Origin of the sequence: Exiguobacterium sp. s5, from assembly GCF_018618075.1 — a bacterium.
Taxonomy (GTDB): Bacteria; Bacillota; Bacilli; order Exiguobacteriales; family Exiguobacteriaceae; genus Exiguobacterium; species Exiguobacterium mexicanum_A.
This window is the reverse complement of record NZ_JACSLK010000002.1, coordinates 263057-275411: the sequence shown is the minus strand read 5'-3', so window position 1 is coordinate 275411 and position 12355 is coordinate 263057. Positions and strand designations below refer to the sequence as shown.

Here is a 12355-nt window from a genome sequence, read left to right as displayed (position 1 = left end):
TGAGACATTACAGCGCTATATAAAATCATTATGATAAGGGTATCCAAGGGAAATCATCTGTGATGTTGCGCGATAGACATTGGTTTAAAGCGCTAGAGAGAGATAGGAGGTAATCAATAGATGTTTCAAGATCCTGTCCTGATGAGCCGGGCGTTAACGGCACTCACGTTGGGTTTCCACGTGATTTTTGCCACAATCGGCGTCGGGGTTCCACTTTTAATTTTATTGGCAGAGTTTCTAGGCATTAAAAAGAAAGATCCGAAATATACCTTGATGGCCCGTCGTTGGTCACGGGGCTATGTTGTCACAGTAGCGGTCGGTGTTGTGACGGGTACGGCAATCGGGCTTCAGCTGTCCTTACTTTGGCCGAACTTGATGCGGGTAGCCGGTCAAACGATCGCACTCCCATTGTTCATGGAAACGTTCGCGTTCTTCTTTGAGGCGATCTTCCTCGGAATTTATTTGTACACGTGGGATCGATTTAAAAACCCGTGGCACCATATGCTTCTCGGGATTCCGGTCGCGGTCGGTGCCTTGTTCTCAGGTTTCTTCATTACGACCGTGAACAGCTTCATGAACCAACCGGTCGGATTTGATATCGTCGACGGACGGCTTGCCAACGTGAGCCCGCTTGAAGCGATGTTCAGCCCAGCGATGCCAACGAAAATGGCGCACGTCTTGACGTCGGCTATCTTGACGTCGGCGTTCATCCTTGCGGCGATCGCGGCCGTCCAGTTGCTCCGTCAGCGACGGAACCAGCTCGACAAGTTGTCAATCGAGTATCACAAAAAAGGACTACGCTTGACGATGACCGTCGCACTCATCTTCGCAATCGCGACTGCTCTTGTCGGGGACTTCTCAGGGAAATACTTGGCGAAGTACCAGCCGGACAAATTGGCGGCTGCGGAGTGGCACTTTGAAACCTCCTCGGAAGCTGAGCTTATCCTAGGCGGCTGGCTCGAGGAAGACGGGGAAGGCGGTTACGAAGTACGTGGCGCTTTGAAGATTCCATACGCCTTGTCCATCTTAGCTGGCGGCGTACCGAACTACGAGGTAACAGGTCTTGATGAATTCGCGAAAGAAGACCAGCCACCGCTATTCATCCACTATCTGTTTGATGCGATGGTCGGGATCGGAATGCTCCTCGCACTGATTTCGTTCTTGTTCGTCCTCGGACGCTATATCAAGCGGCTACCGCAATTCAGTAAACCGATGCTCATCGCCATCGCAGCGGGTGGTCCGCTCGCGATGATGGCCATCGAGTTCGGCTGGTTCTTCGCCGAGTTCGGTCGTCAACCTTGGGCGCTTTATGATTTGATGCGCACGAGTGAAGCGGCCACGACATCAGCGAACGTCGGTTGGATGCTTATCGCCTTTGCGATCCTGTATGCAGTTCTTGGCGTAGTCACGGTGCTCGTCTTGACTCGTCTGTTCAAGGACAACCCAGTAGGGAAAGAACTAAAACAATCGGAGCATCGCGGTGAAGCGATGTTCGCGGATGAAGTGTGATCGGAGGGTATGACATGCAGATTCAAGAACTAGGGATTGCCGTACTATGGACGTTTTTGTACGGCTATCTCATCGTCGCATCGATTGATTTCGGTGCCGGCTTCTTCGCTTTCTATAGTAAGTACACGAAGCGTGACCACATGATCAACCGTCTGATTCAGCGGTACTTGTCACCGACATGGGAAGTGACGAACGTCTTCTTCGTCTTCTTCTTCGTTGGAATCGTCGGGTTCTTCCCGGATACGGCCTACTATTACGGGACAGCACTTCTCGTTCCGGCTTCGGTCGTCTTGATTTTGTTGGCGATTCGCGGGAGCTTCTATGCGTTCGCCAACTACGGTTCAAAAGAGAGCACGTTTTACATGTTCTTGTACGGGGCAACCGGCCTCTTGATCCCAGCCTCGATGTCGACCGTCCTCACGGTCAGTCAAGGCGGGTTCATCAATGAGACCGAGTCCGGCGTCTTCTTTGACGGCATGAAGTTGTTCACCAACTTCTACTCATGGACCGTTGTCTTCTTGGCAATCGTGTCGGTGCTCTACATCAGTGCTATGTTCCTTTTATTCTACGCGGACAAAGCGCGTGACGTTCAAGCGGTCCCGCTCGTTCGGAAGTGGGCCTTGTTCTGGAGCGTGCCGACGATTATCGGCTCGGGCCTCGTCTTCTTCGGGTTGAAGTCGCAGGCGGCTTGGCATTATGAGAGCATTTTGGCAGGCAACTGGTGGTGGTTCGCCGCAAGTTTCATCTTCTTCGTCGTAGCGGTTTCATTCGTCTACTTGAAGCGGAACTACGGCCTCGCTTTCTTGATGGTCATGGGTCAATTCTTCATGGCTTGGTTCGGATATGGTTATACGCACTTGCCATATATCCTTTATCCGTACATCGACATCAACGGAAGCGTCGTCAACGAATCGATGGCGGTCGCGCTCGTCGTCGTCTTCATCCTCGGATTGCTCCTCCTCGTACCGGCGCTGTATCTCTTACTTCGCCTGTTCTTGTTCGACAATGACTATGTACGCGGAAAGCGTTCGAGTGGTAAAGCATAAGACCGGATGATTCCGGTCTTTTTTTGTATAGTTTTTTTGGAGGGAATCGGTTACACTGTACGAAGAATCGGGAACAGAAACAGCGTAGGAAAGGGATGTATGAAATTATGACAGGTGAATTTGCAGTCATCGGATTAGGACGGTTTGGCGGCTCAATCGTTCGTGAATTGTCGGCGAACGGTTATGACGTGTTGGCCATCGATGCCGATGAAGAACGCGTCAACGAGTTTATGGGATTGGCGACACATGCGGTCATCGCGGATACGACAGACGAGAACGTATTGAAGAGTCTCGGCATTCGTAACTTTGAGCACGTCATCGTGGCGATTGGGGAAAACATTCAAGCCTCGATTTTGACGACGCTCATTTTGAAAGAGCTCGGCGTTCAAATCATTACCGTGAAGGCGACGAACGATTATCACGAGAAAGTGTTGCGCCGCATCGGAGCCGATAACATCGTCCACCCGGAACGCGACATGGGTGTTCGGATCGCGAACGGGTTGATGAGTCAAAGCATCCTCGACTACCTCGAACTCTCGAACGAGCACTCAATCGTTGAAATCAAAGCGTCGGATAAGTTGTCGAACAAGTCGCTTATCGACTTGGACCTCCGTGCTAAATACGGCGTTAACATCGTCGCCGTTCGCCGCGACGACGACGTCATCATCTCCCCGCAAGCCGACGAGATGATTCTGCCAGAAGATATCTTGATTATTATCGGCAAAGATACAGACTTGGACCGACTCGAACGTACCCTTCGGTCTAGATAAAAACGAGAGGCGCGCGCCTCTCGTTTTTTTAGATGAGCTTCATTTGTTTTAAGCCGTACTCGATGCCATCCTCGAGAATCGACTTTGTGACGAAGTCGGCAACTTCTTTCGCCTCGGTCCGGGCGTTGCCCATCGCGATACCGGTCCCGACGTATTCGAGCATTGCCAAGTCGTTCAAGGCGTCGCCGAACGCATACGTGTTTTCGAGTCTGTACCCGTTCGCCTCGATGAAGTGGCGAATGCCATCGGCCTTGCTCGCCCCGCGATTGATGACGTCCATGGCGTGGGGGTGCCAACGGATGAAATCAAATTCGCCGTATGCGTCCAAGTAATGATGCTCTTCTTCTGGTGTACAGTAAAGTAACGTCTGGTAGACGGCTTGTTCGATATGGAAGTTCGGTTCGTAAGTCGGGATCGGCATATCGAGTTCTCCAAGCGACTGTTCGACGACATGGTCATTTGCTTTCGTCGCTCCGCCCCGATCTTGGCCGAGGTAGACGAGCGTGTGGTCGTTCGAGCCCGCATGCGTTGTCAGGCGGTGGAGAGCATCTGTCGGTAAGGCATTTCGGTAGACGACCTCACCTTGATGGACGACGATTTGTCCGTTGTAACAGACGAAACTCTCAATCCCGACTTGTGCGGGGATGTCCGACAGCATCGCTGGACCGCGACCGGTCGCGATAAACGTCTCGACGCCGTTCGCGCGGAGTTGTTCGATGGCTTTGATTGTCGAAGGTGGAATGTACGATCCTTCGTGGAGCAACGTCCCATCGATATCAAAAAAGACTACTTTCTTATCTTCCATGTTGTTTCACCATGCTTTCTCTGTCTTTATGAAGTCAGTTTTATACTAAAAAGCATAACATGAAATTGAGAAACCGCCCTCAATCTAACGTCATTAGTGAAATATTGTCACAATATAAGCTATAATGAAGAAAGAATCTTACGGAGACATAATTTTTATAGCGAGAATCACTTATGTATCACATAGATGAACATCAACTACTTGTAGTAAGGAGAGATTAAATGAAGTTTGTAAAGAACCACCAAACAGCTGTGTTTGCCTTAGGCGGACTCGGAGAAATCGGGAAGAACACGTACGTCGTTCAATTCCAAGATGAGATTATCGTCATCGATGCGGGCATCATGTTCCCGGAGGATGACTTGCTTGGAATCGATTACGTGATCCCTGATTACTCGTACTTGATTAAAAACAAAGATAAAGTCAAAGGGGTGTTCATCACCCACGGTCACGAAGACCACATCGGCGGTATCCCGTTCCTGTTGAAACAAGTGAAATTGCCGATCTACGCGACGAAGCTCGCGCTCGGCTTGATTAAAGTGAAGTTAGAGGAGCATGGATTGCTCCGCGAAGCGGAACTTCACGAAATCGATGAGGATACGATCGTTAAATTCCGTAAGACGAGCATCTCGTTCTTCCGGACGACCCACTCGATCCCGAACTCACTCGGTGTCGTCGTCAAGACACCACAAGGAAATATCGTTCATACAGGTGACTTCAAATTTGACTTCACACCGGTCGGCGAACCGGCTGACATCGCGAAGATGGCAGACATCGGGAAAGAAGGCGTGCTCTGTCTCTTGTCTGATTCGACGAACGCAGAAGTCGAAGGCTTCACGATGAGTGAAAAAGTCGTCGGCGGGACGATCAGCGAGACGTTCCGGAAAGCGGAAGGCCGCATCATCTTCGCCACGTTCGCCTCGAACATTTATCGTCTGCAACAAGTCGTCGATGCTTGTGCCGAGACAGGCCGCCATTTGGCTATCTTCGGTCGATCGATGGACAAAGTCATGACGATCGGGCAAGAGCTCGGCTTCATCAATGTGCCAAAAGGCATGATCATCGAAGCGAATCAAATGCGGAACTATGAGCCGCATGAAGTGGCAATCCTTTGTACCGGTTCGCAAGGTGAGCCGATGGCAGCGCTCAGTCGCATCGCCAACGGGACGCACCGCCAAGTATCGGTTATTCCTGGAGATACGGTCATCTTCTCGTCGTCACCGATTCCGGGGAACGCCATCTCGGTCGGGAAGACAATCGACCAATTGTATAAAGCCGGCGCGGACGTCGTCTACGGCAAGTTGACGAACATCCACACGTCGGGCCACGGTTCGCAACAAGAGCAATTACTCATGATCCGTTTGCTGAACCCGAAATTCTTTATGCCGATTCACGGCGAGTACCGCATGTTGGTGAAACACGCTGAACTCGCAGAGTCGGTCGGCATCCCGAAAGAAAACAGCTTCATCATGGATAATGGAGAAGTGCTCGCGGTCGACGCCGACTCGGCGGCCATCACGGGTAAAATCTCGGCTAACGCGGTTTATGTGGACGGGAACGGCATCGGGGACATCGGCAATATCGTTTTACGCGATCGCCGCATCCTTTCAGAAGATGGGCTCGTCGTTGTCGTCATCAGCATCGACGGCAAGACACGCAAACTCGTCTCCGGTCCAGACATCATTTCACGCGGTTTCGTCTATATGCGTGAATCTGGTAGCTTGATCCGTGATGGGGAGCGCTTGCTCAAGAAGACGGTCGAACAAGGATTGTCGAACAAGCAGATGAAGTGGTCGGAGATGAAACAACTCGTCTCGGACACGCTCACGCCATACTTGGCACAAAAAACACGAAGACACCCAATGGTTCTTCCGATCATCATGGAAGTATGACCGAGCGGGCTGTAGGTGACTACAGCCCGTTTTTTAGAGGACTATAATAAAAGGAGATGGTGCTGAATGGAACGACCAAAACGGAAGAAAGGGTGGGTGAAATGGGGGCTTGCCGCGTTTGCCTTACTTTTCCTCATCACGATGGTTTACCATCAAGTCAAACCGCTACCGGACGGTGTGTCCCGGGCGTCGGAGCCGGTCGCGATTTCAGACGACCAAATCGATTTTTTATCTGATTTGACGTATCAAGGCGAAGACACTGAAATCAATGAGCAAGAGATTTTTCAAGATGTCGAACAATCAATCCGCGAGGCACGGGAATATATCGTCATGGACTTTTTCTTATTCAATCCTTATTCGAACGAAGACCGTCAGTATCCCGACATCACGGCTAGCCTGTCGTCGGCCTTGTTAGAACAGATGGAAGCGTATCCGGACATGAACGTCGTGTTGATCACTGATGAGATCAATACGACGTATAACGGTCATGCGTCCGATCATTTAGACGTGTTGAAAGAAGCGGGCGCCGAGATCGTCTACACGAACCTCGATGCGCTCCGTGACCCGAATATCTTATACTCGACGCTGTATCGCATCGGGTTTCAATGGTTCGGTGACAGTCAGAACGGGTGGCTCCCGAACCCGATGGCCAAGTCGGCCCCGGATATCACGATCCGGTCGTATTTACGACTCTTGAACGTGAAAGCGAATCACCGCAAAGTGATGGTGACCGAGAATGATGGTTTCGTCTTATCGGCTAACCCACACGATGCGAGCGGCTACCATTCGAACGTAGGCGTCCGGCTCGACGGTCCAATTTTAGCGGACATCCTCGAAGGGGAAGAAGCGATTGCGACATTTTCGAAAGGGGACGCCGAGCGTTTCCCGAGCGAGGAGAAGCTCGCCAACCTGCGCCAAGAGGAATCATCCGGTCCGATGCAAATCCGTTATGTCACGGAATCAAAAATTCAAGAAGCGGTCATCGGAGCAATGGAAGAGGCTGAAGCAGGCGAGACGATTTGGATCGGCATGTTCTATTTGGCCGACCGTAACATCATTCAAGCCATCCATGAGGCCGCTGAGCGCGGTGTGTTCGTCAAACTGATCCTCGACCCGAACACGAACGCGTTCGGTCGCGACAAATCAGGTTTGCCGAACTTGCCTGTCGCAGCGGAATTGAACTCGGTGAACCCGGAGCAAATCGAAATCCGGTGGTACGAGGTCGGCAAAGAACAATATCATCCGAAGATGCTGTACGTTGAAGGGGACCGGCGTGTCGTCGTCATGGGGTCAGGGAACTATACGACCCGGAACATGAACGACTATAACCTCGAAGCGGACGTTGAAGTCGTGACGACGACGGAGACGGAATTCATTCGCGAAGTCGACGGCTACTTCAAACAGCTATGGAACAACGAACAAGGGACGTACACGCTCGCCTATGATGAGATTCAGACCGATTTACCAATCGGGAAGTATTTGATTTATTGGTTGCAGAAGTTGACGTGGACGATGACCTATTAAGTCGAACCCGCCTTCGCAGGAAGGCGGGTTTTTGTTTGCGGATGGTGGATGTTGGTGAACGTCATTTTGGCTTTCACCGGCGTTTGCTTCGGTCGACAGACGCCGGTCAATCCAAATAACTTGCCACGTAATGCGAGGATGATGACCGGACGAGTACCTATAATCATGATACCGAACAAAACCCGCCCTCATGAGAAGGCGGGTTTTCGTCAATTCGTTTCGACAGGGTTAAACTCGTTCGAATACTCGTACAAGAAGCGTCCTGTCTCCCGGAGGACGTCTGTCTTCCGGTGGAGCGAGAAGTGATCGTACGGCACGGTCTCCGTGTCGATATTGTTCGTGTATTCTTCGAGTAGGAGCGAGCTGGACGGCTCGATCAAGTTGAACTCGCCGCCGCGCCCTGAGAAGGAGAACACCTGGACGGAACGTGGCCACGTCTCGAGCTTGGCTTGGAACGCTTGCAGACCATCGGAGGTCGGGGACAAGTCGCGGATGGCAGGGCTTCCCGTATTGATTCCGAAGTTGCTAGCGGATAAACCAAAGTTAGCGAGGCGCGTGCCGGCGAACGGACTATCATACGTCACGAACTTGTCGATGATGTAGTCTTCTTGATTCAAGATATAGTTCGCTGCCGCGACGCCGCCCATGCTGTGGCCGATCAAGTACATTCGATCAAACGAACGGTTCCGCTCGTCCTTATAGCGTTCGATGGCGGCGTTCAACCATTTCGTCTGATTGTTGAGCGATGCCTCAGCATCCTCGTATTCGATGCGGACAATCGGTCGCATCGAATTATAGTCGTTGATGACGCAGTCGACCGCACCTTTCGCCGTCACGGTACAGAGCGCCCCATCTTTGGCCAATCCGCGCTGTTCCATATACTGCGAGAGGCGGAGGAAAGTTCGGTCTGTCCCGAGCAACCCGTGCACGGCGAACGTCGGGATGAACTCGTCCGTTTGGGCCGCTTGGCGAATTGCTTCGGTCTTCCGTTCGGTCGTCAATTCTTCGCGGATCGTCACGATGATCAAGGCGAGTGTCAAGACGAGAATCAATCCACCAAAAATACGGGACCGAATCGATGTCTTGTCTGGATTGCCGACGTTTTTGCGGTACTTCCGCCAGACGAAAAAACCGATCAGGGCGAGGGCGAGGCCGACGACGATTGTGATGATCCATGCTTTGACGTTCGGCACGTGGGCGACGAGTGTCATATTGTTTTGACGGCCGCCGTACACTTGCCATTCGACATGTTTCATGGAACGCAAATCGAGTCCGGTTCCGTCTTCGACGAACACGCCGGTCGGCACCGTCAAATTGAACCGAATATCGGCTTGACGAACGTACCGCTCTGCTAATTGCTTCGGCGAGCCGCTCAAATTCACGCCGGGTAGGTCGACACGGTCAAGCCGAAGGTCGAGATTCGTATTGAGCACATACGAGTCAAACCATATCCCGTCCTCTTTTGCGACATCGAATTTCACATCGGGAGGGACAAGGATACCGGCCGGCCCGGTTTTCCATTCTTCTTTGATGTTTTGAAGGTCATCGACATGATCGAACGTCTTCTTCAGCACCATGCCCTCGTAATCGTCCTCACTCGAATAGTCACGCGTTGCGTAGCCGTTCTCAGTCGCTTGTTGTTTCCATGTTTCCCAATCAAGCCGCAAATTGAGCAACTTCATGACGGGATGGTCGCGGAAAGCGTACGTCGTCTCTAACGTGACCGACTGGTCGTAATGAACGGTGGCATCATACTCAATCCGGACACATCCGCCGATTAAAAGAAATAAAAATGGGAATACTAACAACAGCGCCTTTTTTTTCAAGCTCGTCACCTCAAATCGGCTCACCGTAAGTCTCTAACGGGTTGGTCGGATTGATGCGGTCGTAAAATAAGACCCCATCTAAATGGTCGAGCTCATGCTGACAGACGATGGCGCGCATCCCACGGAGACGCAATTTGATCGGGGCACCGTCACGGTCGAATCCTTCGATTGTGATGCGGCGATGGCGTGGGACGTTCCCTTTCACGACGCGATCGACCGATAGGCATCCTTCGCCGCCGTTTAAGTACGTCTGTTCAACCGAGTGGCTCGTGATTTTCGGGTTGAAAATCGATAGTTTGAACGTGTCGTCTTCTTCATGGAGCAAGACCGTGAAGAAGCGGCGATTCACACCAAGCTGAGGTGCAGCGATGCCGACGCCGCCACGAAGTTCATACTTCTCGCTCATCTCGGGATCCTGGCTATTGACGAGGAACGTCTCCATTTCGTCGAGTAACGCAAGGTCTTCTGCCGTCGGTGGGACCGGGACCTCGATTGAACGGGTGCGGAGCCGCTCGTCTCCTTCACGAATCACATCTTTCATCGTTAACATGCAAAACTTCCTTTCCAATGGCGATATGATCAATTATATCATATTTATTAGTGATTTTGCCTAGATGGTACAGAAGGTGAAATGAAAATGATACAGAGCCGAAATCAAGAGAAAGATGTGCTCATGTAAGCGTTTTTATGAGGTGAGCATATTTTTTGCGTTATTATAACAACCCGTTTTATACTGACTAGGAAACGGCAGGATAAGTGTTACTTTCCTGAATCACGTTAATACAGATTGCTTTTTTGGACAGATACACTTAAGATTTGAGGTAGTGTTTGATCACAAAAAAGACAATTGTCTCATAGTTGAAAGGATGAGGTGAAACGAATGAACAACGTTCAGGTACTTCAAAACGTGGAAGAAAACTTCCAAACGTTCCGTATTCTCGACGAGAAGGGCGAGGTCGTCAACCAAGACGCGATGCCCGATGTAACGGACGAGCAACTCCAGGAGCTTATGCGCCGCATGGTCTATACTCGAATCTGGGACCAACGTGCCATCTCGCTCAACCGTCAAGGACGCTTAGGTTTCTATGCGCCAGTGGCTGGTCAAGAAGCAACGATGATCGGGACGCAATACGCGCTCGACAAACAAGACTGGATCCTTCCAGGCTACCGTGATATCCCACAACTCGTATTCCACGGACTTCCGCTTTATCAAGCGTTCTTGTTCTCACGTGGCCACGTCGCGGGTAACCGTATCCCTGAAGACGTTAACGTCTTGATGCCACAAATCATCATCGGGGCACAAATCATCCAAACTGCGGGTGTGGCTATGGGCCTCAAACGCAACGGCAACACAAACGTCGCCATTACTTACACGGGTGACGGTGGTTCATCACAAGGTGACTTCTACGAAGGATTGAACTTCGCAGGTGCATTCAAATCACCAGCCATCTTCGTCGTTCAAAACAACCGCTTCGCCATCTCGACACCTGTTGAGAAGCAAACTGCAGCTAAAACGATCGCGCAAAAAGCTGTCGCAGCGGGAATCAACGGAATTCAAGTTGACGGAATGGACGTTCTTGCTGTCCTCGCCGCAACACAACAAGCGCGTAAAGACGCACTTGATGGAACTCCGACGCTCATCGAAGCACTCACATACCGTTACGGACCACATACGCTCGCTGGGGATGACCCAACACGTTACCGTACGAAAGAACTCGATACAGAGTACCAAGAGAAAGATCCGCTCGTACGTTTCCGCCTCTTCCTCGAAGGCAAGAAGCTTTGGAACGAAGACATGGAAAACGAAGTCATCGAGCAAGCGAAAGCAGACGTGAAAGAAGCGATCAGCCTCGCCGACAAAGAACCAAAACAAAAAGTTTCGGACTTCATCAACAACATGTACGAAACACTTCCTTCAAACTTGAAAGAGCAGCTTGAAGAATATACAGCAAAGGAGTCGAAGTAAGTTATGGCTCAAATGACAATGATCCAAGCGATTACTGATGCGATGCGCGTAGAAATGAAGCGCGACGAGAAAGTACTTCTCTTCGGAGAAGACGTTGGTAAAAACGGTGGGGTCTTCCGTGCGACGGAAGGACTTCAAGATGAGTTCGGCGAAGACCGTGTCTTCGATACGCCACTCGCTGAGTCGGGTATCGGTGGTCTTGCAATCGGTCTTGGTCTCACAGGCTTCCGTCCAATCATGGAAGTTCAGTTCTTCGGATTCGTTTTCGAAGTCTTCGACTCGGTCGCTGCTCAAATGGCACGTATGCGTTACCGTTCAGGCGGCGCTTACAGCCAACCGGTTACAATCCGTTCACCATTCGGTGGCGGTGTTAAAACACCAGAACTTCACGCGGACAGCCTTGAAGGCCTGATGGCTCAGACACCTGGTCTTAAAGTCGTCATCCCGTCAACGCCTTACGATGCTAAAGGTCTTTTGATCGCATCGATCCGTGACAACGACCCAGTCGTATTCCTCGAGCATATGAAACTTTACCGTTCATTCCGTGGCGAAGTTCCAGAAGGCGACTACACGATCGAGCTTGGAAAAGCAGACGTGAAGCGCGAAGGAACTGACGTTTCGATCATCACTTACGGTGCAATGGTCCACACGTCACTCAAAGCGGCAGAAGAGCTTGAGAAAGAAGACATCAACGTCGAAGTCATCGACCTTATGACAGTTAGCCCGCTTGATATCGACACAATCGTAGAATCAGTCAAAAAGACTGGTCGCGCCATCGTCGTTCAAGAAGCACAACGTCAAGCAGGTATTGCGGCAAACGTCGTAACTGAAATTCAAGAACGCGCAATTCTTCACCTCGAGGCACCAGTGCTTCGTGTAACTGCACCAGACACGGTCTTCGCTTTCGCACAAGGGGAAGACGCATGGTTACCTGACCATAAAGATGTCGTTGCAAAAGTTAAGGAAGTTATCAACTTCTGATCGTGTTCAAGTAACGATGAGGGAGAATTGTCTCCCTCG

At 51.1% G+C, this 12355-nt stretch carries 11 protein-coding genes; 7 read left to right on the top strand and 4 right to left on the bottom strand.

What is annotated here, in order from left to right:
* The first annotated feature begins 120 nt into the window (after positions 1-120).
* From KNP60_RS05485 to KNP60_RS05475, 3 genes are all read left to right on the top strand, one after another.
* The gene (locus tag KNP60_RS05485; protein ID WP_034777000.1) at positions 121-1509 is read left to right on the top strand and encodes a cytochrome ubiquinol oxidase subunit I; all 1389 of its coding nucleotides are present in this window, start codon (positions 121-123) and stop codon (positions 1507-1509) included.
* Between the two features lie 14 nt (positions 1510-1523).
* Positions 1524-2555, top strand: coding sequence for a cytochrome d ubiquinol oxidase subunit II (locus KNP60_RS05480; protein WP_214797059.1), 1032 nt, complete (start codon positions 1524-1526; stop codon positions 2553-2555).
* 107 nt (positions 2556-2662) lie between these two features.
* Entirely contained in the window at positions 2663-3325 is a 663-nt protein-coding gene (locus KNP60_RS05475) for a potassium channel family protein (protein WP_034779811.1), read from the top strand.
* A 28-nt stretch (positions 3326-3353) separates the two neighbouring features.
* On the opposite strand, the gene KNP60_RS05470 is transcribed toward KNP60_RS05475, so the two are convergent.
* Entirely contained in the window at positions 3354-4130 is a 777-nt protein-coding gene (locus KNP60_RS05470; RefSeq protein ID WP_034777002.1) for a Cof-type HAD-IIB family hydrolase, read from the bottom strand.
* Positions 4131-4351: 221 nt separating this feature from the next.
* Here KNP60_RS05470 and rnjA point away from each other — a divergent pair, with 221 nt between their 5' ends.
* Entirely contained in the window at positions 4352-6019 is a 1668-nt protein-coding gene (rnjA, locus tag KNP60_RS05465; RefSeq protein WP_034777003.1) for a ribonuclease J1, read from the top strand.
* A gap of 66 nt (positions 6020-6085) precedes the next feature.
* Positions 6086-7543, top strand: coding sequence for a phospholipase D family protein (locus tag KNP60_RS05460; protein ID WP_214797058.1), 1458 nt, complete (start codon positions 6086-6088; stop codon positions 7541-7543).
* On the opposite strand, the gene KNP60_RS05455 is transcribed toward KNP60_RS05460, so the two are convergent.
* From KNP60_RS05455 to def, 3 genes are read right to left on the bottom strand one after another with little or no spacing between them, the layout of a single operon-like run.
* Positions 7540-7722 carry a hypothetical protein gene (locus KNP60_RS05455; RefSeq protein ID WP_138859672.1) on the bottom strand — a complete coding sequence of 61 codons (183 nt, stop codon included), beginning with the start codon at positions 7720-7722 and terminating at the stop codon, positions 7540-7542. The two genes, KNP60_RS05460 and KNP60_RS05455, sit on opposite strands and share 4 nt — an antisense overlap.
* Before the next feature lie 30 nt (positions 7723-7752).
* A complete protein-coding gene (locus KNP60_RS05450) occupies positions 7753-9378 on the bottom strand; it encodes an alpha/beta hydrolase (protein WP_214797203.1) in 1626 nt (541 codons plus the stop codon).
* 1 nt (position 9379) lies between these two features.
* On the bottom strand, positions 9380-9919 hold the full coding sequence (gene def / locus KNP60_RS05445; RefSeq protein ID WP_034777007.1) for a peptide deformylase: 540 nt from the start codon (positions 9917-9919) through the stop codon (positions 9380-9382).
* Between the two features lie 330 nt (positions 9920-10249).
* Between def and pdhA the strand changes: the two genes are divergently transcribed.
* Both pdhA and KNP60_RS05435 read left to right on the top strand, forming a co-directional pair.
* Positions 10250-11335, top strand: coding sequence for a pyruvate dehydrogenase (acetyl-transferring) E1 component subunit alpha (gene pdhA / locus KNP60_RS05440; RefSeq protein WP_034777009.1), 1086 nt, complete (start codon positions 10250-10252; stop codon positions 11333-11335).
* 3 nt (positions 11336-11338) lie between these two features.
* Positions 11339-12316, top strand: coding sequence for an alpha-ketoacid dehydrogenase subunit beta (locus KNP60_RS05435; RefSeq protein WP_034777010.1), 978 nt, complete (start codon positions 11339-11341; stop codon positions 12314-12316).
* Positions 12317-12355 lie beyond the last annotated feature (39 nt).

Bases quoted from the DNA above. Each gene is read 5' to 3' on its own strand.
- KNP60_RS05485 (WP_034777000.1), top strand. From the start codon at position 121: ATGTTTCAAGATCCTGTCCTGATGAGCCGGGCGTTAACGGCACTCACG.
- KNP60_RS05480 (WP_214797059.1), top strand. From the start codon at position 1,524: ATGCAGATTCAAGAACTAGGGATTGCCGTACTATGGACGTTTTTGTAC.
- KNP60_RS05475 (WP_034779811.1), top strand. From the start codon at position 2,663: ATGACAGGTGAATTTGCAGTCATCGGATTAGGACGGTTTGGCGGCTCA.
- KNP60_RS05470 (WP_034777002.1), bottom strand. From the start codon at position 4,130: ATGGAAGATAAGAAAGTAGTCTTTTTTGATATCGATGGGACGTTGCTC.
- rnjA (WP_034777003.1), top strand. From the start codon at position 4,352: ATGAAGTTTGTAAAGAACCACCAAACAGCTGTGTTTGCCTTAGGCGGA.
- KNP60_RS05460 (WP_214797058.1), top strand. From the start codon at position 6,086: ATGGAACGACCAAAACGGAAGAAAGGGTGGGTGAAATGGGGGCTTGCC.
- def (WP_034777007.1), bottom strand. From the start codon at position 9,919: ATGTTAACGATGAAAGATGTGATTCGTGAAGGAGACGAGCGGCTCCGC.
- pdhA (WP_034777009.1), top strand. From the start codon at position 10,250: ATGAACAACGTTCAGGTACTTCAAAACGTGGAAGAAAACTTCCAAACG.
- KNP60_RS05435 (WP_034777010.1), top strand. From the start codon at position 11,339: ATGGCTCAAATGACAATGATCCAAGCGATTACTGATGCGATGCGCGTA.